This is a genomic window from Pedobacter namyangjuensis, from assembly GCF_003313325.1.
Classification (GTDB): domain Bacteria; phylum Bacteroidota; class Bacteroidia; order Sphingobacteriales; family Sphingobacteriaceae; genus Pedobacter; species Pedobacter namyangjuensis.
The window spans coordinates 62,217-86,735 of the sequence record NZ_QMHQ01000003.1 but is presented as its reverse complement, the minus strand read 5'-3'; the positions used below and the strand labels follow the sequence as shown (position 1 = coordinate 86,735).

Genomic DNA, 24,519 nt, shown 5'->3' with positions numbered 1-24,519 from the left:
CGATGATCCAAAATCATCGTTAAAAACCAATTTTACGGATGAGAAAAATTTTTAAGTATTTAGCAGTAGCAACTTTTGCAGGCCTTACTTTCCAGTTAAGCGCTCAAGAAAAACCTTTATCGCAACAAATGGCGAATACGGTTATGGAGATTTGGAAAGACTCTTTAAACCTAGATCCGGCGAAGCCGAAAGCCGTAAAATGGGCTTACGATCAAGGCGTGATTTTAGAGGGAATTGAAGGCATTTGGAAACGTACAGCAGATGGCGAGTATTTTAAGTACATGCAAAAAAGCATGGATTTCTTCGTAACTAAAGATGGAGTAATTAATCGCTACAAACAGGCAGATTATAATATAGACAATGTTAAAAATGGTAGAACGTTACTTACTTTATATAACGTTACTGGTCAACAAAAATATTTCAGGGCTGCTACAACACTATGGGATCAGTTAAAAGGCCAGCCTCGTACTAACGAAGGTGGTTTTTGGCACAAGAAAATATATCCAAACCAAATGTGGTTAGACGGTTTATACATGGGGCAGCCATTTTACGCAGAATATGCTGCTTTGGTTAAAGACGATAAAGCTTTTGACGATATTGCCAACCAATTTATTTGGATGGAAAAAAACGCCGTAGATGCCAAAACAGGTTTGATGTACCACGGTTGGGACGAATCGAAAACCGAGAAATGGGCAGATAAAACTACAGGTAAATCGCCTAATTTTTGGGCTAGGGCAATGGGTTGGTACGGAATGGCATTGGTTGATGTATTAGATAATTTTCCCGTTAATCATCCTAAACGAGCAGAACTATTGGCAATTTTAAATCGTTATGCTAAGGCGATACAAAAGGTGCAGGATAGCAAAACGGGCTTATGGTTTGATATTTTAGATAAGCCAAAAGAGAAAGGTAATTATGTAGAGGCATCTGCATCGAGCATGTTTGTTTACACATTTGCAAAAGCAGTTCGCCAAGGTTATTTGCCAAAATCTTTTTTCGCAGTAGCGGATAAAGGTTATAAAGGCATTAAAAAAGAGTTTGTTGAAAGTGCCGGCACTAACAAAGTTAATTTAAAAGGTACAGTGAGTGTTTCTGGATTGGGAGGAAAACCTTACCGCGATGGTAGTTTTGAATATTACATGAGCGAAAAGGTGATCACTAACGATCCGAAGGGAGTTGGAGCATTTTTATTGGCAGCCAACGAAATGGAAATTGCCGCAATGCCAAAACCAGGCATGGGTAAACTGGTAACGTTAGACTCTTACTTTAATCACGAAGTTAAAAAAGACCAAAGTGGAAACGATTTAGTTTGGCATTACAAATGGGACGAAAGAGGTAATAACGGATTTACTTTTTTTGGTGATCTATTTATTAATAACGGTTTTAAAACCAATACTTTATATCAATCACCAACAGCCGAAAATTTAAAAAATACTGCTGTTTATATCATTGTTGATCCTGACAATGAAAAAGAAGCACCTAAGCCTAATTTTATCAAAGAAGAAAATATAACCCAAATTACAGAATGGGTTAACAAAGGTGGTGTTTTGGTACTTTTTGGTAACGATGCTCCAAATGTTGAACTAGAGCATTTTAATAAACTAACGGCAAGGTTCGGTGTACATTTTAACGGCACTACAAAAGGGCGTGTGCCGGTAGCTACAAACTTCGAGACCGCAAAGGTTGAGGTGCCAGCTGGAAATGAAGTTTTAAAAACAGCTAAAAACATCTTTATTAAAGAATACAGCAGTTTGAAGTTGAGTGGCAATGCTAAATCAATTTTAAAAGATAGCGATGGTGAAGATGTAATTTCTATAACAAAATATGGCAAGGGAACGGTTTTCGTAATCGGAGATCCTTGGTTATACAACGAATATGTTGACGGTAGAAAACTGCCAGCAAAATACGAAAACTTTAAAGCCGCATCAGACTTGGTAAACTGGTTAGCTAAAATAGCAAAATAGTTGAGCAAGGCTGATTAATTGATTTGATAATGAATGACTTAAAAATATTATTATTTGCACTAATCAGCCTTGTTTTTACTTCTTGCGCAACTGCACAGAAAGTACCACAAGTAAATGCGAAAATTGATTCCTTAGCAGAAAAAATGCTAGTTTATCAACTATCTAATGGTGCTTGGCCTAAGCAATTGGCAGATAAGAGTGTGGTTAAATACGAAAACAAGCTAACCGAACAATTGTTGGCTAAAATTAAAGCTACGCCAGTTAAACATGCCACTATCGATAACCATGCTACAACTAGGGAGATAAACAGCTTAGTTAAAGCGTACAGCGAAACAGCCAATAAAAAATATCTCGAAGCAGCACAAAAGGGTATCGACTATTTACTTGAGGCGCAGTATGCAAACGGGGGTTGGCCACAATATTATCCTGATAAGAGCATGTACCGGGCCGAAATTACTTATAATGATGATGCGATGATTAACGTATTAGGCATTATGCTTAACGTTACTACTAAAACTGAAGGCTTTGCTGCGATTGATGATAAGTATGTCGCCAAATCAAAAAATGCATTGGAAAAAGGCTTAAGCTGTATCTTAAAAACGCAAGTACTGCAAAATGGTACGCCAACAATTTGGGCAGCGCAGTACGATGAAAATACATTGCAACCAGCCAAAGCTAGAGCTTTTGAACCTGAAGCTTTAAGCGCATCAGAATCGGTAAATATTGTTAGGTTTTTAATGAAAATTCAGCAACCTTCTGCAGAGGTAAAAAATGCAATCGAAAATGCCGTTAAATGGTTTGACGCAAACAAAATTGTAGGTTTTAAATTTGATCAGCTCCCTGATAAAAAGGACAAGGGTTTAGTAGCCGATGCAAATGCTACAATTTGGGCCAGGTTTTACGATCTAAAAACTAATAAGCCGATTTTCGGAGATAGAGACAATGTTATTTACACCGATATTAAGGATATCAGTTATGAGCGTAGAAATGGCTATGCTTGGTATGGTACCTGGGGTAATAACCTAGTTAGAGAGTATCCAAAATGGCTTAAAATGCTTGCTAAAAAATAATTCAAACTAAGTTAAGCGATGAATTGGTTTCGATTTTCTGACTTCAAATTATTCGTTGTTTTCTGCCTTTTTCAATTTTCGTGCTATCTGGCTTTTGCTCAAAAACAGTTTAATGTATTAGATTGGAAAGCAGATGTGAGTGTAAATACTTATCTGTTGCAGCAAATGCAATCGCAGTATAATCAACGGGAAATTAAATTTGTAAGCGCATTAGCTTCAAACTCATCTACAGAAACTTACATCAAAAATATCCGGACAAAGTTTAAGGATTTAGTCGGCAAATTACCACAAAGGGCTGATCTGGCTGCAGAAACAACCGGAACAATCAGAAAAGACAGTTATCGAATAGAAAAAATTGTTTATCAGAGTTTCGAAAATCATCACGTAACGGCAAATCTCTACATCCCGAATGGAAAAGGTAAATTTCCGGCCGTATTACTTTTTTGTGGTCACGAAGATTTAGCGAAAGCGACTGAATCATACCAAAAAACAGCTATTTTATTAGCTAAACATGGTTTTGTAGTGTTTGTAATCGATCCAATTTCTCAAAGCGAAAGAGTACAGCTAACAGATGACAGTGGGAAAGCATTAACGCGTGGCAGTACTACCGAACATACGTTGCTAAATCTTTCTTCAAATCTTTTAGGAACCTCCGCTGCTGCTTACGAATTGTTTGACAATACCCGGGGTTTGGATTATTTGCTTAGCAGACCCGAAGTAGATGCCACAAAAATTGGATGTACGGGAAATAGTGGTGGAGCAATGCAGGCCATCTATTTCGCTGCATTTGATGATAGGGTAAAAGTTGTTGCACCTTGCAGTTATTTAGCAAGTAGGGCATATACATTTGCCACCACTGGTGCAGCCGATGGTTGTGCGCAAATCCCGACAGAAGGTTTAGCGCAACTAGAAATGAGCGATTATCTAATTGCCGCTGCACCAAAACCAATATTAGTTCTTGCAGGGCGATATGATTTTATAGCTTACAATGCCACATTAGATTCATATGCAGATCTTCAGAAAGTTTACAAAAGTCTTGGCGCCGAAGAAAAACTATCCATTTTTACGGTAGACGATGGACACGGAATTTCAAAACCTAAACGCGAAAGGGTTGTACAGTGGTTTAGGAAATGGTTTTATAACGATGAAAAGAAGATTGAAGAGCAAATTGGAGAAGTTGAAACTGATGTGGATTTGTTCGCTACCAAAACCGGAAAAGTTAGCACCAGTTATAAAAATGAGATAAATATCGCCCAGCAAAATATTAAGCTATTCAATGATAAAAAATCAGATCGTTTATCTTTTGCCAAAAAGAGCAAAGCTGAAAAAGTAAAAACGATTAATCGATTGTTAACCTTAAATCCAGATATTAGAGATGTTGATGCAGAAACAGTTGGCGAAGTTATTGCAAAAAATATAAGCTTTAAAAAAATCGTGATCAGGAAAGTTGATGAAGTTCCAATGCCTATTCTAGTTTACTATCCCGCACTAAAACCAACCAAAGTGCTTATTTGGCTAAGTGACAAAGGTAAAAACCATTTAGCCGATAGCGCAAGTTTAGTTAAAGCGCATTTACAACAAGGTTATGCATTAATAATTGCAGATTTGCCGGGAATGGGTGAAACTGCCGATAAGATTTCTGAGAACGACCCAAAATATTTTGACGTTTCCTATCGCAACGCAATTTTAGGTCTACATGTCGGAAAGCCTTTAGTTGGCCTTCAAACCTCAGCAGTGCTTAATCTTATTAAATTTGTAACGCAAGAAAAATCACTTACAAATCTGCCTATCGAAATTAACGCCGAAGGCACCGCCGGAATCTCCGCTCTACATGCTACTTTTTTAAAGGATAACGTAGCTAAACTTAATTTATTTGGCGTATTAAAGTCTTATAAAGAAACGATTGATACGCCTTTAACCAAGAATAGGTATGTAACGGTAATCCCTAATGTACTGTCTTATTATGACTTGCCCGATATCATTAATTGGATAGGAGATAAAAGAGTTTCTGTTCGATAATTTTTGCTTCACAATTTGGTAAATCAACTATCACTTTATCCTGATATTGAATTCTTGTTTTTGGCAACGATTGCACAAATATTTGCACGGTAAAAGGGTTTTTAGTAGCATATATTAGGTATTATTGCTTTAACCAAATGCTAATGTAGTGCTGTTAAGGGCATCGCTTAGCGAATATAATTTTGAAAAGCAGTATACTAAAGCAATGATTTTATCTAAAGAAAATCTAGATTCTATACGTTCAGAAAATCTGATTAAACCATCAGCAGCCATTTTTGAACTTCCGATAAAAGTGCTCCAATTTGGAACGGGAGTTTTACTTAGAGGCTTGCCAGACTATTTTATAGATAAAGCCAATAGAGAAGGTGTTTTTAATGGTCGTATTGCCGTTGTAAAATCTACAGGAAACAACACAGCAGAGTTTGATGAGCAAGATTCTCTATATACGCTTTGTATTCGCGGGTTAGAAAATGGCCAGCCTGTTTCAAAAAATATCATATCATCGGCCATAAGCCAAGTAATTGCAGCAAATAATAACTGGGAAAGTGTTTTAAAATTGGCACAAAGTGAAGATCTTAAAGTTATAGTTTCTAATACAACAGAAGTAGGAATACAGTTGCTGAGCGAAAAAATAGATCAGAATCCACCAAGTTCTTTCCCTGCAAAAGTATTAGCTGTTTTATATCATCGCTACCAAAAGTTAGGCGCAAAAAATACAGGTTTAATAATTATTGCAACAGAGTTGATACCAGATAACGGTAAAAAACTAGCATCAATAGTTTTAGAATTAGCAAACTACAATAAGCTTGATCAGCAATTTATAGCATGGCTAACTAATCAAAACACCTTTTGCAACTCCTTAGTAGATAGGATTGTACCGGGTAAACCGGATGCCGATAATTTGAAAAAATTAGAAGATGAATTGGGCTATAAAGACAATTTGCTTTCTATGGCTGAGCCGTATAGTTTGTGGGCAATTGAAGGAAATGATAAAGTGCGTGATGTATTATCGTTTGCTAAAGTAGATAAAGGTGTAATTATAGCCGACGACATAGAGGTTTATAGGGAACTAAAAGTTCGATTGTTGAATGGCACACATACTTTAAGCTCCGGAATTGCCTTTTTAGCCGGAATTGATACCGTAAAAAATGCAATGACAAATGAAACTATAAAAAGTTACATTGACGATTTGATGGCACAGGAAATTGGTCCGGCTATTCCTTATCAAGTTACCGAACAGCAGACTACTTTGTTTGCGAATACTGTAAAAGACAGATTTGCAAATCCCGCAATAGAGCATTTATGGCTTAACATTACGTTTCAATATAGCATGAAAATGAAGATTCGTATTTTGCCATTATTATTAAACCATTACAAAAAAATTAATTCGGTTCCAGAAAATATTGCCTTCGGCTTTGCTGCTTATTTAAGATTTTTAAAAGTTGATAAGAAGGAGGGAGATAAGTATTTTGGGAAATACAAAGACATTAATTATATAATAACGGATGATGAGGTCGCCTATTTTCAGAAGCAATCGCAAACAGCAGATTATGTAACTAATGTGCTTGAAGATGTAGATTTTTGGAAGGTGGATTTAAACCTGTTACCCGGTTTTATAGACTCAGTTAAACACAATTTCGATGCAATAGAAAGCCAAGGTGTGTTAATCGCTTTAAAGCAAATTGCATCAACTAAAATAAATATAGCCTAATGAAACAGTTAGTTTTAAAAGTTCATCCTAAAGATAATGTGTTGGTTGCATTGAGCGATTTAAAAGCTGGCCAAACGGTGGTTTATCAAGGCATAAATTATACCTTGATAGATGATATTGATGCTAAGCATAAATTTTATATTGCCGATATGAATACCGGCGACGAAGTTTTTATGTACGGCACTTTGGTAGGCAAAATTCAGTTTCCAGTTAGGGCAGGCGTTCGCATGACGACTGATAATTTGAAACATGCTGCTGCTCCTTATGAATTCAGACCTTATCACTATACTTGGCAGGCACCAGATATTTCGAAGTTTGAAGGCAGAACATTTAACGGTTACCACCGTGCCGACGGCAAAGTTGGTACGGCGAATTACTGGCTATTTATTCCAACTGTTTTTTGCGAAAACCGGAACCTAGATGTAATTAGAGAAGCATTACACAATGAATTGGGTTACGCCGTAACCGATAAATACAAAAATTATACGCAAACTTTGGTTGAGGCATTTAAAAACGGTGTTGATATCAGTTCTTTAAATGCGCCTTTATCTTTTGAAGGAATAAAAGCCGATAGACCATTTAAAAACATAGATGGAATTAAATTCTTAAACCATCAAGGTGGATGTGGGGGAATTAGGCAAGATGCTGCGGTTTTGAGTAAGTTATTAGCCGCCTATGCCGATCATCCTAACGTTGCTGGTGTAACTGTTTTAAGTTTGGGTTGCCAAAATTTACAAGTGCAAGACTTTAAAACCGATTTATTAGAGAGAAATCCATCGTTTGATAAGCCACTTTATATTTTCGAACAACAGCAGTCGCAAAGCGAAGAAAACATGATCGCGTTAGCCATAAAAAAGACGTTCGAAGGTTTAGTGGAAGCTAATAAAATAGAACGCCAACTTGCACCGTTAAGTAAAATGAATGTAGGTGTAAAATGCGGTGGTAGCGATGGCTTTAGTGGTATTTCGGCAAATCCGGCAGTAGGGTATTGTTCTGATTTGCTGGTAGGTTTAGGTGCAACGGTTTTACTGGCCGAGTTCCCAGAACTTTGCGGAGCAGAGCAGGATATTATCGACAGGACTATAGAAGAAGCAGACGCAAGAAAATTTATGCAGTTAATGGGTGCATATAGTCAGGCGGCCGAAAATGCAGGTTCTGGTTTTCACATGAATCCTTCCCCGGGCAATATTAAAGATGGATTAATAACTGATGCGATAAAAAGCAACGGCGCAGCAAAAAAAGGAGGGTCTTCGCCAGTTGTTGCCGTTTTGGATTATACCGAACCATCGATAAAAAACGGTTTGAATTTAGTTTGTACACCAGGTAATGATGTAGAAGCTACAACTGGCAAAGCTGCCAGTGGCGCAACGTTAATTTTGTTTACAACGGGCTTGGGCACTCCAACTGGTAATCCGGTTTGCCCTGTAATTAAGGTTGCTACCAATAACGAGCTAGCAAACAGAATGAGCGATATTATAGACATAAATACAGGTGCCGTAATTGAGGGCGAAAAAACCATTGAAGAAATGGGAGAGGATATTTTAGAATATTGTATTAAAGCTGCCAGTGGCGAAGTTATTCCAAAATCAGTTTTGCTAAACCAAGATGATTTTATTCCTTGGAAAAGGGGCGTGTCTTTGTAAAAATATTAATTGTCAAAATGACGACAAAAAATAAATGATTATTATTGTGGTTAAACAATAGTAAAACAAATAAAATAGAATGAAAATTATTCAAGCAGTACATTCAGACGATTTTAAAACCTATCAAACTGATAAAATCAGAGAGCGATTTTTATTAGATGGTTTAAAAGAAGCTAATAAGGCAAATTTTGCTTATGCTCATTACGATAGAATGGTTACCGGTTTAATTACACCTACAACAGATGTGGTTACTTTAGGTACTTACGATATATTACGTGCCGAATTCTTTTTAGAAAGAAGAGAAATGGGTATTATAAACGTTGGTGGCACAGGTACAATTGAAGCAGACGGCACAAGTTACGAACTTGATAAAATGGATTGTTTGTATTTGGGTAAGGGTGTTAAAAACGTAAATTTTAGCAGTGCTGTTGCTAATAATCCTGCAGTTTTTTACGCTTTATCTGCTCCGGCGCACACCACGCATCCTACAACATTTGTAAAACATGCTGATGTATTTTCTGCTCAACTAGGTAGCTTAGAAACTGCAAACGACAGAAAAATTGCTAGATATATACACAAAGATGGTATCCAAAGTTGCCAATTGGTAATGGGTTTAACCATTCTTTCTACTGGCTCTGTATGGAATACTATTCCGCCACATACACACGATCGTAGAATGGAAGTTTATTTTTACTTTGACGTAGATGATGATCAAAGAGTTTTCCATTACATGGGCGAACCACAGGAAACTCGTCACCTTATTGTAGCTAACCACGAAGCGGTTCTATCTCCAACGTGGAGTATACATGCAGGTAGTGGAACTAAAAACTATAGTTTTATTTGGGGCATGGCAGGCGAAAACTTGGATTATGCAGATATGGATACAATAGCAGTAAAAGACATTAAATAAAAAACTTGATTAAGCGACTTGGTCTGTATTCCTCGTTTCTTAATCCTCAATCAAAAAAATGGAACAATCATTTTCTTTAGAAGGTAAAGTAATCGTAGTAACTGGCGGTACCGGAATTTTGGGTAACTCTTTTGTAAATGCTATTGTAGAAGCAGGTGGTGCAGTAGGTATTTTGGGTAGAAATGCCGAAATAGCCAACGAAAGAGCCGATGCTATAAACAAAAATGGAGGCAAAGCTATTGCTTTAATTGCCGATGCAATGGATGAAGCGCAACTTATTGCTGCAAGAGAAAAAATTATCGCCGCGTTCGGCAAAATAGATGGTTTGGTAAACGCAGCTGGCGGTAATATGCCAGATGGTGTTTTGCAACCAGACGAGAGCATTTTCGAAATGAAAATGGACGGAATGAAAAAAGTTTTAGACCTTAATTTGTGGGGTACGTTAATCCCTACGCAAGTATTTGGGCAGGCAATTGCCGAAACAGGGAAGGGTACTATCGTAAACATTTCATCAATGAACTCTAAAAAAGCAGTTACAAAAGTGTTGGGTTACAACATGGGTAAAGCTGCGGTAGATTGTTATACGCAATGGTTCGCTGTTGAGTTGGCAAACAGATACGGAGATAAAATTAGAATGAATGCCTTGGCACCCGGTTTTTTCTTAACAGAACAAAATCGCAACCTTTTAACTACACCAGATGGTGGCTTTACGCCTCGTGGCCAGTCGGTTATAAAACAAACTCCTTTTAAACGTTTCGGCGATCCAGACGAATTGAAAGGCGCTTTAGTTTGGTTGTTAAGCGATGCTTCGCAATTTGTAACAGGTGCTATGATTTGTGTTGATGGTGGCTTTTCTATTTTTAGTGGCGTGTAAAATCGGGCAAGAGCCAAAACATAAGCTAATTTAAGTATATACAAAGTGAAAGATTTTTTAGACGAGAACTTTTTATTGCAAACCAAAACAGCTCAGACGTTGTACCACGAGTTTGCCGAAGAAATGCCCATTATTGATTATCACAATCATTTAATGCCTGATCAAATTGCCGAAGACAAAAATTTCGAAAATATTACTCAGGTTTGGCTTTATGGCGATCACTACAAGTGGAGAGCAATGCGTGCCAATGGTATCGACGAACATTACATTACCGGCAAAGCTTCAGATTGGGAAAAGTTCGAAAAGTGGGCAGAAACTGTTCCTTACACCCTAAGAAATCCTCTATATCACTGGACACATCTAGAACTACAACGTTATTTCGACATTCACGAGGTATTATCTCCGGCAAATGCCAGAAAAATATATGATGAGTGTAATGCAAAACTGCAAACCAAAGAATATAGTGTGCAAGGTTTGCTACGCAAGATGAACGTTAAAACCTTGTGTACTACCGATGATCCATTGGACAGTTTAGAATACCATCAACAAATTAAAAACAACCACGTTGATATAAATGTGTTGCCAGCATTCAGACCCGATAAGGCGATGAATGCAGATGATGTTATGGGTTTAAACGCTTACATTGATAAATTAGCGGCTCTAACAAATCACACTATAGATACGTACAACGAGTATTTGGCAGCACTTAAAACCCGTCATGATTTTTTTGCGGAAAATGGTGCATCGGTTTCTGACCATGGATTAGAGCATATCTATGCAGAAGATTATACAGAAGAGGAAGTTAAAGCCATTTTCTTGAAAATTAGAGGAAAGGGAAAGCTTACGCTTCAAGAGAATTTAAAATTCAAATCGGCTATGCTTTTTACCTTTGCACTTTGGGATCATGAAAAAGGCTGGGTACAACAGTACCATCTAGGTGCTTTGCGTAATAACAACGATCGTTTATTAGCTTCGCTAGGCCCAGATACTGGTTTCGATTCGATTGGCGATTTCCCGCAAGGTAAAGCCTTAGCTAAATTCTTAAACAGATTGGATGCTGCCAATACGCTCGCCAAAACAATTATTTATAACCTAAATCCTGCAGATAACGAATTAATGGCCACGATGATTGGCAATTACCAAGATGGAACGGTTGCGGGAAAAGTGCAGTGGGGTTCCGGATGGTGGTTTTTAGATCAGAAACAAGGTATGATTAATCAGATTAATGCATTGTCTAACCTTGGTTTGTTAAGTCAGTTTGTGGGCATGTTAACTGATTCTAGAAGTTTTCTATCGTTTCCTCGCCACGAATATTTTAGAAGAATTTTGTGCGATTTGTTTGGTACAGACGTAGAAAATGGAGAATTGCCTAACGATAAAGCCTTGCTTGGAAGAGTAATCCAGAATATTTGTTACAACAATGCTAAAACCTATTTCAATTTTTAACTATGGCGAAGGTTTTAAGCTTCGGCGAATTATTGTTACGCATTTGTCCAGACATGGATGGAGAATGGTTAGCGGAAAATAAATTGCCCTTTTATGTTGGCGGTGCAGAATTAAATGTTGCTACCGCTTTAGCGCTATGGCAGGTTCCATCGGCATATTTTACGGCTTTGCCAGAAAATTTTATGGCCGAGCAGTTGGTTGGTTACATGAACAATTGCCAAATTGATACCAGTAAAATTTATCACGGAGGAGATAGGGTAGGTTTATATTATCTGCCCAAAGGGAAAGATTTGAAAAATGCCGGCGTAATATACGATAGGGCAAATTCGGCCTTCGCGATGTTAAAAACGGGTCAGGTTAATTGGGAACAGGTTTTTGAAGGTGTTTCCTGGTTTCACTTTAGCGCTATTTGTCCAGCTTTAAATCAGGCAGCTGCCGATGTATGCTTAGAAGCGGTTAAGTTTGCATCATCAAAAAATATTACCATTTCCATCGATCTGAATTATCGTGCTAAGCTTTGGCAGTATGGTAAACAACCTGTAGAAGTTATTCCTATGCTTGCAAAATATTGCGATTTAATAATGGGTAACATTTGGGCAGCAGAAAAAATGCTAGGTATAAGTGTAGCAGAAGTTATACAAACAACCGACGATAAAAATATTTATCTTGAACAAGCTAAAAACACATCACTAGCTATCGTAGAAAGTTTTCCAAAATGTAAGTCGGTAGCAAATACATTTCGTTTCGATTACCAAAAAGGGGTGAGGTATTACACAACCTTATTTACAGAAAACGATTTTTTTGTATCTAAAGAGTTTTTAGCAGAACAGATTTTAGATAAAGTTGGCAGTGGAGACTGCTTCATGGCGGGACTTATTTATGGTTTCGTCAATCAAAACAATCCACAACAAATAGTAAACTTCGCGGCAGCAGCAGCATTTAATAAGTTATTTATACCAAGCGATTGTACAACATCAACAGTTGCAGAAATAGAACAAACTCTAGCAGAAAATGATTAAAAACAAGCAAGCAACTATAAAAGCAATTCAAAATCAAGGGCTCTTGCCACTTTTTTATTATGAAGATGCGCAAGTTAGCCTGGAGATCTTAAGAACGCTTTACAATGCTGGCGTTCGTGTTTTCGAATACACCAATCGTGGTGATGCAGCTCTAGAGAATTTTAAGTTTTTGAAATCCGCTCTGCAAAACGAAATGCAGGATTTGTTTCTGGGCATCGGCACCATTAAAAACGTACAGGAATGTGAAGCCTTTTTGGCCGCTGGCGCTGATTTTATTGTTTGCCCTGTTGTTGACTTAGAAGTAGGAAAACTAACTCATGATAAAGATTTACTCTGGATTCCGGGTTGTATGACGCCGACAGAAATTAACTTGGCGCATCAAAATAAAGCTGGCATTATAAAATTGTTCCCAGCAAATATTTTGGGTCCGAGTTATTTATCAGCCATTAAAGAATTATTTAAAGGTCAATTATTTGTGCCAACTGGTGGCGTAGAAATAGAAGAGCAAAACATTGACAGCTGGTTTAAAGCTGGCGTTTGTGCCGTTGGTATGGGGAGTAAATTAGTTAGCAATAAAATTTTAGCAGAAAAAGATTACCAAACTTTAGCAACTTTAACTGCTAAAACAATGGAAATAATAGGCAAGGTAAAGCCATAAATAACCAACACAATAACCAAATATTAACTAGCAATAAATCCTAAACTTATTGCGGTAAACCTAAAATTATGAACCAAACTAAAATTGGCAACTACAGATGGACTATTTGTGCCTTACTGTTTTTTGCTACTACCGTAAATTACCTAGATAGGCAGGTACTCAGTTTGCTAAAACCAACACTCGAAGAACAGTTTGGCTGGTCTAATAGCGACTACGCAGACATTGCTGCGGTTTTTCAATTTACTTACGCTATAGCAATGTTGTTTGCCGGCAGGTTTGTAGATAAATTGGGTACTAAATGGGGTTACGGAATTGCTATTATTGTATGGTCCATTGGTGCCATTATACATGCATATTCTATTACCATTGGTACGGGTATTGCATCTGTATTAACTGGCTTAGGTATTGCGGTTATTCCAGTTTCTATTTTGGGTTTCATGTTTTCGAGGGCGGTTTTAGCTATAGGCGAAGCAGGAAATTTTCCGGCTGCTATTAAAGCTACGGCCGAATACCATCCTAAAAAGGAGCGTTCTTTCGCAACAGGTATTTTTAATTCTGGTGCCAATGTTGGTGCAATTTTAGCACCGATAACCGTACCTTGGATTGCTGCTAACTGGGGCTGGGAAACTGCTTTTGAACTTGTAGGGGCAGTGGGTTTTCTTTGGTTAATATTTTGGTTGATATTTTATGAATCACCTGAAAAGCAAAAAAGACTTTCGGCCACAGAACTAGCCTATATTAATAGCGATGAAGATGAAGTTGCCGACAAAGCAAATATATCTAAAGTGTCGTGGTTTAAATTACTTGGTTACAAGCAAACTTGGGCATTCACCTTTGGTAAATTTATGACGGATGGCGTTTGGTGGTTCTTTTTATTCTGGTTGCCAGGATATTTAAAAGATCAGTACGCAATGACCGGTTCTGACATTATGTTGCCATTAGCAGTGCTTTATAGCATGACAATGATTGGAAGTATTGGTGGCGGTTGGTTTCCTAAGTATTTTATTGATAAAGGTTATGCAGTTTACGATGGACGTATGAAAGCCATGTTTGCCATTGCATTATTTCCATTGGTCGTGCTGTTGGCGCAACCGTTAGGGCATTATTCTTACTGGATTCCGGTGGTATTAATCGGTATAGGTGCTTCTGCTCACCAAGCTTGGTCTGCAAATATTTTTACAACAGTGTCAGATATGTTTCCTAAAAGAGCAATTGGTTCTGTAGTTGGTATTGGTGGCATGGCAGGTGGCATGGGCGGTGTTTTAGTAACAAAAATTGGAGGTTGGATTTTTGATAGTTATGCACACAAAGGTATTTCAGAATCGTTCTCGAAATTTAACGAGCTCGGTAACCAAAACTTTATTAATCAAATTACTACTATGGATTTGGCTAGTAAGTACGGCGATAAAATAAATCTGAACGTAATGGCATTAAGTAAAGTTCCGGTAGAAGTTGCAGATAAACTTAAAGCTTTGGATGCGAATCTTTTTAATCAGTTATTAGAAATTCAAAAACCATTGGTGCAGTCTAACATGACGGTTGCTTACACCATCATGTTCGCGTTTTGCGCTGTAGCTTATTTAATTGCTTGGCTAATTATGAAATCTTTAGTGCCTAAGTATAAAAAAATAGACGATTTGTAACGAACGCGATAAATGAAACTGTCTGTGGGTTTGTTAGAACATTAATTGTGTAATAAATACACAAATAGAGAAAAAAAAGAGTGTTTAAACTTTTGTTTTTTTATAAAATTGGTTACATTTGGGCTTACCCTTTCGGGGGTATGTTTTTCATAGGTAGATGTAGGGTCAGAAACATTGTTTCTGGCCCTTTTTTATTCCGCCTGTTTTGGGTTCACAATTGTATATTTGCGTTACATGATGGAGAAGAAAAAAATTATAGTTGCAATTACTGGCGCAAGCGGATCTGTGTACGCTAAATTGTTATTAGATAACTTGCTTAAGTTGCAAGATCAAATTGCTAAAGTTGGTGTGGTAATGTCTGATAATGCAAAAGAGGTTTGGCGTTTCGAGTTGGGTAATGAAGATTATGATAACTACAACTTCGATTTCTATCATAAAATGGATTTTAATGCACCTTTTGCTTCCGGCTCTGCCAAATTTGATACGATGATTATTGTACCTTGTTCTATGGGCACTTTAGGCAGAATTGCGCATGGTATTTCTAACGATTTGATTTCTAGAGCTGCAGACGTTGTTTTAAAAGAACGAAGAAAACTAATTGCGGTGGTTAGAGATACGCCATTTAGTTTAATCCACATAAATAACATGAAAACCGTTACCGAAGCGGGAGGAATTATTTGCCCAGCAAGTCCGTCATTTTATAGTTTGCCGAAAAGCATAGAAGATGTAGCCCAAACCGTGGTAAGCAGAGTTATAGATTTAGCTGGATTAAAGCAAGATAGTTACCGGTGGAATGAGGAATAGATTTAGGTTTTTATTTTGTATGTTGAAATCTTACTTCAATCTTTCATTTGTCATTTAATTAATGTGCCTAAGGGGTAAACTTTAACTGATAACTTATTTTCCTATCTTTGCAAGCTCCATGAAAAAAGTTGCATTTTATACACTTGGTTGTAAGCTTAATTTCTCAGAAACATCAAGCATTGGTAGGTTGTTTACTGATGCTGGTTATGCGGTAGTAGAATTTACCGATGCTGCAGACGTATATGTAATTAATACTTGTTCTGTTACAGACCACGCTGATAAAAAGTGCAGAAAGGTTGTTAAGGAGGCGCTAAAATATTCTCCTAACGCGTACATCACCATTGTTGGCTGTTATGCGCAACTAAAACCTACAGAAATTGCAGAGATAGAAGGCGTAGATATGGTTTTAGGCGCTGCCGAAAAATTCCGTATCGTAGAGTTTATCTCTGATTTAACTAAAAATCCTAAAGCTGTTGTACATCAACAGAATATAGAAAAGGTAAACCATAATTTTATAGCGGCCTATTCTATTGGCGATAGAACAAGAACTTTTTTAAAGGTACAAGATGGTTGCGATTACCCATGTACTTATTGTACCATTCCCTTAGCTCGTGGGGGTAGTAGAAGCGATACCATTGAAAATGTGGTAAATCGTGCTACGCAAATTGCCGCAAGTGGTGTTAAGGAGATTGTTTTAACTGGGGTAAACCTTGGAGATTTCGGTATTGTAAACGGTAAAAGAGAGACTAAATTTTTTGATTTGGTTAAAGCGCTCGATGAAGTGGAAGGTATAGAACGCATCCGTATTTCTTCTATCGAGCCTAATTTATTAAGCAACGAAATTATTGAGTTTGTTGCTCAGTCTAAGCGTTTTGTTCCCCACTTTCATATTCCTCTGCAATCGGGTTCTAATAAAATTTTAGGCTTGATGAAAAGACGTTACCAAAGGGAATTATATACCGAGCGTGTTGCAAAAATAAAAGCCGTAATGCCAAACTGTTGCATTGGGGTTGATGTTATTGTAGGTTTTCCTGGAGAAACTCACGACGATTTCTTAGACACTTACCAGTTTTTGAACGAGTTGGATATCTCGTATTTGCACGTATTTACTTATTCTGAGCGTGAGCAAACCGAAGCTGCAGAAATGAAAGGTAAAGTTGCTGGTAGCACTCGTTTTGATAGAAATAAAATGTTGCACATTCTTTCAGACAAGAAAAGGAGAGCATTTTATCAATCTCAAATAGGAACTTCAGCGCAAGTGCTTTTCGAAGACGATCAGAAAAACGGTTTTATGCATGGTTTTACTAAAAACTACGTTAAGGTGAAAGCTAAATACGATCCGGTTATGGTTAACGAGCTGAAAAATGTGAAGCTGATTGAGCTTTTAGCAGATGGAGAGGTTGAAGTTGCTGAAATTCAAGAGGTTTTAGTACACTAATTTACCCCCTAGAGTTTTCCTTTTAAGTTAGTAGTTGCGAATAACCCACAACTGAAAACTGTTTATTATCTTCGCCTAAACTTTTTACTATGTTTCCAACCGTTTCGCACTTTTTAAACTATCTTTTCGGTATCAATTTGCCACTTCCTTTTAACACCTTTGGTGTATTTGTTGCCTTAGCTTTTATAGCGGGTTATTGGGCATTTAGCAAAGAATTGCAACGTAAGGAAGCTTTGGGTTTGTTACACCCAATTAAAAGAAAAATTACTTTAGGCGAGCCGGCAACCTTTTTAGAAATAGCATCTAATGCTTTTTTTGGTTTTATTATTGGCTACAAATTATTTTACGCATTATTAAACTATCGCTTGTTTGTAGATGATGCGCAAACCGTATTGTTGTCTACCAAGGGGAATTTACTAGGCGGTATAGCACTAGCCGTATTTTTCGCCTATTGGGATTATAAAGAGAAAGAAAAAAACAAATTACCTAAGCCAAAAACTGTAGAAGTAACTGTCCGCCCGCACGAAATAATGGGACAGCTAATCGTATGGGCTGCTATTTGGGGTTTCTTAGGCGCTAAAATTTTCGATAACCTAGAAAACTGGGATAGTTTTGTAAAAGATCCAATTGGTGGGCTATTATCTTTTAGTGGTCTTACTTTTTTTGGAGGTTTAATTTGCGGTGGCGCTGCTGTATTAATTATTGCTAAAAAGAACGGTATTAAACCGTTACACATGTTAGATGTCGGCGGGCCCGGCATGATGCTGGCTTATGCTGTCGGTCGTATTGGTTGTCATTTATCTGGCGATGGAGATTGGGGTATTCCGAATTTAAATCCTAAACCCTTTACTTGGTTGCCAGACTGGTTGTGGGCATATACTTATCCAAATAATGTAGCGCAAGTTGGTAATCCTATCGAAGGTTGCGTAGGTAAGTTTTGTAACGAGTTAGCACAGCCGGTTTATCCAACTCCTATCTACGAGGTTATTTTAGCTTTTATCATTTTCTTCATTTTATGGAGCATCAGAACCAAAATCAAATCTCCGGGCACAATGTTTGGCATTTATATGATGTTTGCTGGGGTAGAAAGGTTTTTCATCGAATTAATTCGTGTTAACTCTAAATATCACGTTGCTGGTATTCCATTTACCCAAGCAGAACTTATATCTGCATTGCTGTTTATTGGTGGTATAGTTTTGGTAGGCTACTCACAAAAAAATAAAGAAAAATTAGCTTCCTACTAATATGGATTACGAATTACTCTGTACAAAGATTATTGCCATAACACGTTTAACCGGAAATTTTATTCGCAAGGAAGCAATGGCTTTTGATGCAAATAAAATTGAATACAAAGGATTAAACGATATGGTTTCTTATGTAGATAAAAATGCAGAGAAACAGTTGGTAAGGAACCTAAGTAAACTTTTACCGGAAGCCGGATTTATTACTGAGGAAGAAACAGTAAATACCTATGGCAAAGATTTTACTTGGATCATAGATCCACTAGATGGAACAACAAATTTTATTCACGGAATCCCGACCTATTCTGTAAGTATTGCACTTTACGAAGGTAATTTGCCAGTTATTGGTGTAGTTTATGAAATAAATAGGGGCGAGATGTTTTATACCTACAAAGGTGGCCCCGCTTTTCTAAATAATAAAGAAATTCGCGTTTCAAACAATTCAAATCTTTCTCAAAGTTTATTAGCTACTGGTTTTCCTTATTATCAGTTTGATAAACAACCACAATACATGCAATTGTTTACAGAAATGATGCAGAAATGCCACGGATTAAGACGCATAGGTTCTGCTGCAGTAGACTTGGCTTATGTTGCTTGTGGCAGATTTGATGCTTATTTCGAATATAACCTAAATAGTTACGATGTGGCAGCTGGAGCATACCTGGTTCAACAGGCTGGCGGTATTATTTCAAACTTTGCAGGTGGCGACGAATTTATAGAAACCAGAGAGCTTTTAGCCTCAAATGGAAAAGTAACCGACGAAATTTTACAAACCATTAAGAAGTATTTCTAAAATAACTATCTTACGCTAAATTCCTTTTGGTTTTACCTATTCCAAAGTTTATAAATAATGCGTACGTTAATAATTGAAGACGAGCCGGCTGTTCGTAAGGAGATAGAATGGCTTGTATCACAAGAGAAGGAGTTTAATTTACTAGGAACCGCAAGCAGCGTTCAAGATGCGCTGGTTTTAATTAAAGCCACAAATCCAGAGTTGGTTTTAATGGATATACAACTAACCGATGGCACTGCTTTTGACATCCTAAATAGTCTTCCAGAAATAAATTTTAATATCATTTTTATAACTGCCTATAACCATTTCGCAATAAAGGCGATAAAATATGGAGCTTTAGATTATCTGCTTAAGCCCCTTGATGAGAATGAGTTGAGAGATGCGCTGCATAGGATTTTTAAAGAGCAAAAGTCTTCAACTCTACTAAACCAACAATTAGAAATTGTTAAAAGCGTTAACGAGAAAGATAGCGGTTTAGAAAGCCGCCTAATACTGCATACGCAAGAATTTTTGCAGGTTTTGCAGTTAAAAGATATCATGTATTGCCAAAGCGATGGTGGTTATACCAATTTTTTCCTATCGGAAGGGCGTAAACTTATTATCTCGAAACCATTAAAATATTACGATGAACTCTTGCCAGAAAAATGGTTTTTAAGACCCCATCAATCTTATCTGGTAAATGTACTTTACGTAGATAAGTTTTTAAAAATTGGCACTATCGTGATGAAAGATAAAACTGAGATTCCGGTAGCAAGCAGACGAAAAGATTACATCGTACAACAAATAAACGAAATTGGCTAATGAGGAATTTTGTTTCGATTTTAATCCTTCTTGTAGTCTTTTGCCTTTATGCCTGTAAAGAAAATTCAAAAACATTAACAGAAGATGCTCGCAAAACCAATCTTAAAATATTAAAAAAAATATCAGAAGAGCAACGTAAAAATGATGATCTGCAAGGGAAATTGAAATTCTGGTACAAGCAGTTAAAAGATCCTCGCTTTGCGAAAGATTCAGTATTGGAATCTAAAATCCACTATAATATTGCAGGCGTTTTTTACAATTTAAACGAGATAGATTCTATCAAAAGCCACATGCATATCGCTTGGGAATTGATGGAAAAGCAACCTGCCTTTGATGAAGAAAAAATCTTGCTGTATTCTGGTTTAGGAAACATTGCAAGCTTAGAGCAAAAAATACATCAAGAGAATTATTATTTTAATAGAGCAGCACAAATGCTCTTGGCAGATAGTTCTTTAGATATTCTTCCAAAATCTAAAACAACAATCTTTTTTGCTGCAGCACAATCTAGTGCAAAATTAAAGCAGTTTCAAGCGGCGTTTAAATACAATCGTAGCGCCATGGCGTTGTTTCCTCAATTAAAAGACGATATTGACGTAAAGTTTAGAGGCTACAGCCAAATGGCTGTTTGCTTTTTTAGCTCTAACGGAAATTTAGACTCATTGAATAGTTACATCCAAAAGATGGAATCGATGAATAAACTTAGCCCTAGCCCATATAAAACTCGCTTTATAGCCGATAGAAAAGCGGTTTATTTTGATAGGAGAGAGCAGTTAGATTCTACCCTGCACTACAATAAAATTAGGGTTGCAATGGATTTGGCAGATATTAAAGAAAATGGAGATTTTGCCAATAGCATTCATACCGGCAACATGTTTTTAAGTTTTAGCGACATAGCGGCATTTTATATCAATACAAAAAAACTAGATAGCGGTTTGTATTATTTAAGTCAATGTGAAGAATTTGCAAAAAAATATCCTAATAAAATTGATGATGAAGCAGTGATGTTATACCGCCAGAACACGATAAATTATCTTTTTGCAACTAAACAATACCAAAGAGCAGAAAAACAACAAGAAATTTTGCTATCGGATTTTAGAAGATTTTATGAAACAGAAAACGCTCGTTCCATTGCCGAAATGAGCACGCTTATTAATCTCCAAGCCAAAGATAAATCCATAAATAATTTAAATGCAACGGTGGCTTTATCGCAAGAAATTTTGCAAAGTAACCGTTTGTGGTTATTGGTTTCAGTATTGGGTACAATTTTGGCAATTGTATTAGCAATTCTGATTTATTACATTCAGAAACAGCGCAGGATACAGAATGAAAATGAAAAGAGCCAATTAGCCCAACGTCTGCTTAGAACGCAGATGGAGCCTCACTTTATCTTCAACACTTTATCTGCATTGCAAAGTTTTGTAAGATTTGATGAGAAGGAAAAAACGTTAAAATACCTTAATCAGTTTGGCCGATTATTACGTAGCAGTTTGGTTTTGTCTAGAGAGAGTTTAGTGCCATTAAATGAAGAAGTAGAAGCTTTAGAGAATTATTTAAGTTTACAGCAAATGCGTTTTGACAATGCTTTCGATTATGAAATTAACTTACACGATGAGCAAGACCTCGAAACGATTTATATTCCGCCAATGTTAATACAACCTTTTGTAGAAAACGCTTTATTGCACGGAATAAACCCAAATGGTAAAAATGGTCACATCTATATAGATTTTAACTTTAACGATAAATTTCTTGTAGTTTCAGTTAATGATAACGGTAAAGGCATTAGTGTTCATCAAGATACAGCTAAGCATAAATCGCTTTCTACCACCATTAGTAAAGAGCGTTTAGCTATTATGGCAAAGGAAACTGGTCTTCCGGCAGGTATAAATATAAAAAGCCAACCTAACAAGGGTACGGAAGTTTTATTAACTATACCGATACAATATTGTGTAAACGTAGGTAAAAAGGCAAATGCTTAATTGCGAATAATAAATGTTTTAGGGCAAATATTTACTAAAGTACGGCGAATACAAAATGCTCAAATCTATTTTAATATAAGGTTGTAGTTTTAAACTGAGAATTAAAACTAAATCGCCTTAAATGAATTTTGTAAAAACTACTTCTTGTGTTTTAGCTTTAGCATTAGCTGGTTTGTTTGGCTGTAAAAATGCCAACAAAGTTGATAACGATAAAAATATTAAAACCGTAGCAGGGTTAATTTCTGCGAAGGAAAAAATAGTAGCGGCTTTTGGCGCTGATAAAATGGTTTACAGTGCAACCATTATGGCTAAAGATCATATCAATGACGAATTTATGTATGCCGATATCTCTTTCATTGAAAAAGGTGTGGATATGAGTCAGGATTTGATCATCTTGCCAGAAGAAAAAATAAATCCTGCCAAGTCTAAAACAATACAAAACCCCCTAGTTTTAAAAAACAAACAGGGAGCAGTAGCGTTAAAGGATTTAAAATTTGAAGAAATAGAAGCTAAAGTTAAAGACGCAGAGGCGCTTATTCCGTCAGATTACGAAAATTTTCATTTGTACCGTTGGGTTTATAACGTAGATAACGAAAGAAATGTAACGGCAAATTTTACTGTTGAAGCTGCCAAAAAGGGTGAGACGGTTGAAACGAAAGGGAAAATGGAATTGGCTAACTACTATGAAATGAACTTTACAATGGATGAAAACGGGATTGTCCGCATAGCGGATTAAGAAACCACCTACCTATGAAATCGGTTTTAACTGCCTTTGCCAAGGCAACGTTTTTAGAACTACTAGTAGGATCAGATCCTCTAGTAGTTTTTTTACAACAATAACATTAAAAGATTTAAGCACTTATAAATTAATAATGAAAAGAATATTTTTAATTATGGGCAGTTTGTTGGTACTCACAATGTCAGCTTGTAGCCAAGCAAATAAAGAAGATAAAAAAGAGGCTGAAATGATTAAACCTAAAATTACGTTGGATTTGCTTAACGGTGAAACACCTAAACATTTTACTGCAAAGACCACTGATGGGAGCACGTTTAATTCTGCAGAAAACAAAGGCAAATACTGGGCTGTTTTTGTTTACGATAAATCTTACTTGGTTAAAAGCGATAGTTATGATATGGTTGCGGAATTAAAAGAAACCATAAAGAATTTTGGCGATAAAATACCGATGCTGGTTATTGTAAATGGATTTTCTGATGATGAACCAGCATTGAAAAAGATGATTGCTGATGCCAAGATTAGCATTAAACAAATTGATAATACTGAAGGCCCGGCTAAAGAAAAGCCATTAGATGATAATGTTTTTTGCACGCCTGCTAAGATATTAATTGACCCGAGCGGAAAAGTAATTTACAACGGTTGTGGTGGCAAAACAAACACGTTTGATGTTAAATTAGATAGTTTGGTTAAGGCCAATAAACTTTAATTTCATCATTTTATGGAACCCAGCGAACTAGAAGCGCAAAAAGAGAAAAATAGTAATCTTAGTATAGCGCTAATTTTCGTGAATTTGATACTATTAGTAATATTTGCTTTTAGTGGTGGAGAAGATGAAAATGGAGTAGGCTTATGTGTTTTGGGTATCGGACTGATTTTTTTGCTAGGATGTTACGCTTTTAGCTATCACGGAAAAGGCTACCGGCTGGGTAAATGGCTATTTGGTATTGCGCTAGTTATCGGTATTATATCTTTTGGTTTTCTGTGGTATGTTTGGCAGTTAGGCAAAGGTTTTAATCATTAAAATCATGAAAATAAATAGCGTAAATAAACTATTAATTGGCTTTGGTATCCTAATAATCGCCGTTATAATTTATCGTGTGTTAACTTTTAAAGGTTGGGAAAGATATAATTATTCGGCCACTGTTACAGCTCCGGCTTCATTTCCAATTTCTATCTCTACATTGTATTTTACGCTAGAAAACGATGATTTTGAAAGTATAAATTCTGAAGATGTAAGTGGATTTTCGGCCAAGTGGCAAAGCTATTATACGTCTGTTGATCATGCAGAATCCCAAAAACTACCATCTGCCATTAAACTAAGCTATTTTTCGTATCGAGACCAGAAATTTTATAACGACAGCTTGCAGTTACCACGCGGCAAGATTAAACAAGTATTTGCTACAGCTAGTAAAAACAACCAGTTTTTGGTTTTGTCTCAATATGCAGGTATAAAGAAAGGACTGGCTTTTATGGTCGGTATAGCAAATGATGGCAATGTTGTAATTTGGCTTAGGGGCGTTAATTTAGAGCAAGAAGTTTTTAGAGCAAAACTGAAACCTAAAAATCCAACACCTAATGATTATTTCATACATGGTAGATTAACTAAGGACGAATACTTTAAAGAAGCATTTAAAGATCTTTCAGATAGTGTAAAAACGCTTTTCAAAAATGGTTATGATGAAAAAGCAAACTATATCGATTCGCCTTCTCGCTACATAGAAAACAACAAAGAGCTTTGGGAGTACCAGAAGAAAAATGGTTTTATAGAGTAAT

At 36.6% G+C, this 24,519-nt stretch carries 21 protein-coding genes; all 21 read left to right on the top strand.

Translation table 11 applies throughout. The annotated features are described in order from the left end of the window. Nucleotides 1-38: 38 nt before the first annotated feature. Nucleotides 39-1,964, top strand: coding sequence for a glycoside hydrolase family 88/105 protein (locus DUT69_RS12325; RefSeq protein WP_113653561.1), 1,926 nt, complete (start codon nt 39-41; stop codon nt 1,962-1,964). Between the two features lie 29 nt (nt 1,965-1,993). Then, nucleotides 1,994-3,034 carry a pectate lyase gene (gene pelA / locus DUT69_RS12320; protein WP_113653560.1) on the top strand — a complete coding sequence of 347 codons (1,041 nt, stop codon included), beginning with the start codon at nt 1,994-1,996 and terminating at the stop codon, nt 3,032-3,034. 18 nt (nt 3,035-3,052) lie between these two features. Continuing rightward, the gene (locus DUT69_RS12315; RefSeq protein ID WP_113653559.1) at nt 3,053-5,053 is read left to right on the top strand and encodes an alpha/beta hydrolase family protein; all 2,001 of its coding nucleotides are present in this window, start codon (nt 3,053-3,055) and stop codon (nt 5,051-5,053) included. A gap of 205 nt (nt 5,054-5,258) precedes the next feature. After that, a complete protein-coding gene (locus tag DUT69_RS12310) occupies nt 5,259-6,764 on the top strand; it encodes a tagaturonate reductase (RefSeq protein WP_113654175.1) in 1,506 nt (501 codons plus the stop codon). Next, on the top strand, nt 6,764-8,407 hold the full coding sequence (locus DUT69_RS12305) for a UxaA family hydrolase (protein ID WP_113653558.1): 1,644 nt from the start codon (nt 6,764-6,766) through the stop codon (nt 8,405-8,407). Before DUT69_RS12310 ends, DUT69_RS12305 begins: the two co-directional genes overlap by 1 nt. Before the next feature lie 79 nt (nt 8,408-8,486). After that, nucleotides 8,487-9,317 (top strand): 5-dehydro-4-deoxy-D-glucuronate isomerase, encoded by an 831-nt coding sequence (gene kduI, locus DUT69_RS12300; RefSeq protein WP_113653557.1) that lies wholly within the window; start codon nt 8,487-8,489, stop codon nt 9,315-9,317. Between the two features lie 58 nt (nt 9,318-9,375). Beyond that, nucleotides 9,376-10,191, top strand: coding sequence for an SDR family oxidoreductase (locus DUT69_RS12295; protein WP_113653556.1), 816 nt, complete (start codon nt 9,376-9,378; stop codon nt 10,189-10,191). Nucleotides 10,192-10,236: 45 nt separating this feature from the next. Further along, complete coding sequence (gene uxaC, locus DUT69_RS12290; protein WP_113653555.1) at nt 10,237-11,637, top strand: glucuronate isomerase; 1,401 nt, start codon at nt 10,237-10,239, stop codon at nt 11,635-11,637. A 2-nt stretch (nt 11,638-11,639) separates the two neighbouring features. Continuing rightward, nucleotides 11,640-12,656 carry a sugar kinase gene (locus DUT69_RS12285; RefSeq protein ID WP_113653554.1) on the top strand — a complete coding sequence of 339 codons (1,017 nt, stop codon included), beginning with the start codon at nt 11,640-11,642 and terminating at the stop codon, nt 12,654-12,656. After that, the gene (locus tag DUT69_RS12280; RefSeq protein ID WP_113653553.1) at nt 12,649-13,314 is read left to right on the top strand and encodes a bifunctional 4-hydroxy-2-oxoglutarate aldolase/2-dehydro-3-deoxy-phosphogluconate aldolase; all 666 of its coding nucleotides are present in this window, start codon (nt 12,649-12,651) and stop codon (nt 13,312-13,314) included. The genes DUT69_RS12285 and DUT69_RS12280 overlap by 8 nt, the downstream gene beginning before the upstream one ends. A gap of 68 nt (nt 13,315-13,382) precedes the next feature. Further along, complete coding sequence (locus tag DUT69_RS12275) at nt 13,383-14,957, top strand: MFS transporter (protein WP_113653552.1); 1,575 nt, start codon at nt 13,383-13,385, stop codon at nt 14,955-14,957. Nucleotides 14,958-15,194: 237 nt separating this feature from the next. Then, entirely contained in the window at nt 15,195-15,761 is a 567-nt protein-coding gene (locus tag DUT69_RS12270) for a UbiX family flavin prenyltransferase (protein ID WP_113654174.1), read from the top strand. Between the two features lie 118 nt (nt 15,762-15,879). Next, on the top strand, nt 15,880-17,199 hold the full coding sequence (gene mtaB, locus DUT69_RS12265) for a tRNA (N(6)-L-threonylcarbamoyladenosine(37)-C(2))-methylthiotransferase MtaB (RefSeq protein WP_113653551.1): 1,320 nt from the start codon (nt 15,880-15,882) through the stop codon (nt 17,197-17,199). Between the two features lie 89 nt (nt 17,200-17,288). Then, complete coding sequence (locus DUT69_RS12260) at nt 17,289-18,443, top strand: prolipoprotein diacylglyceryl transferase (protein ID WP_113653550.1); 1,155 nt, start codon at nt 17,289-17,291, stop codon at nt 18,441-18,443. Nucleotide 18,444: 1 nt separating this feature from the next. Then, complete coding sequence (locus DUT69_RS12255) at nt 18,445-19,233, top strand: inositol monophosphatase family protein (RefSeq protein WP_113653549.1); 789 nt, start codon at nt 18,445-18,447, stop codon at nt 19,231-19,233. Between the two features lie 57 nt (nt 19,234-19,290). Further along, on the top strand, nt 19,291-20,034 hold the full coding sequence (locus DUT69_RS12250; protein WP_240186718.1) for a LytR/AlgR family response regulator transcription factor: 744 nt from the start codon (nt 19,291-19,293) through the stop codon (nt 20,032-20,034). Beyond that, nucleotides 20,034-22,010, top strand: coding sequence for a sensor histidine kinase (locus DUT69_RS12245; RefSeq protein WP_113653547.1), 1,977 nt, complete (start codon nt 20,034-20,036; stop codon nt 22,008-22,010). The genes DUT69_RS12250 and DUT69_RS12245 overlap by 1 nt, the downstream gene beginning before the upstream one ends. A 121-nt stretch (nt 22,011-22,131) precedes the next feature. Next, nucleotides 22,132-22,746, top strand: coding sequence for a hypothetical protein (locus tag DUT69_RS12240; RefSeq protein WP_113653546.1), 615 nt, complete (start codon nt 22,132-22,134; stop codon nt 22,744-22,746). Nucleotides 22,747-22,882: 136 nt separating this feature from the next. Beyond that, nucleotides 22,883-23,452, top strand: a complete 570-nt coding sequence (locus tag DUT69_RS12235) for a peroxiredoxin family protein (RefSeq protein ID WP_162796305.1) — start codon at nt 22,883-22,885, stop codon at nt 23,450-23,452. Nucleotides 23,453-23,464: 12 nt separating this feature from the next. Further along, nucleotides 23,465-23,767 carry a hypothetical protein gene (locus DUT69_RS12230; RefSeq protein WP_113653544.1) on the top strand — a complete coding sequence of 101 codons (303 nt, stop codon included), beginning with the start codon at nt 23,465-23,467 and terminating at the stop codon, nt 23,765-23,767. Between the two features lie 4 nt (nt 23,768-23,771). Further along, nucleotides 23,772-24,518, top strand: coding sequence for a DUF2931 family protein (locus tag DUT69_RS12225; RefSeq protein ID WP_113653543.1), 747 nt, complete (start codon nt 23,772-23,774; stop codon nt 24,516-24,518). The last annotated feature ends 1 nt before the right edge of the window (nt 24,519 follow it).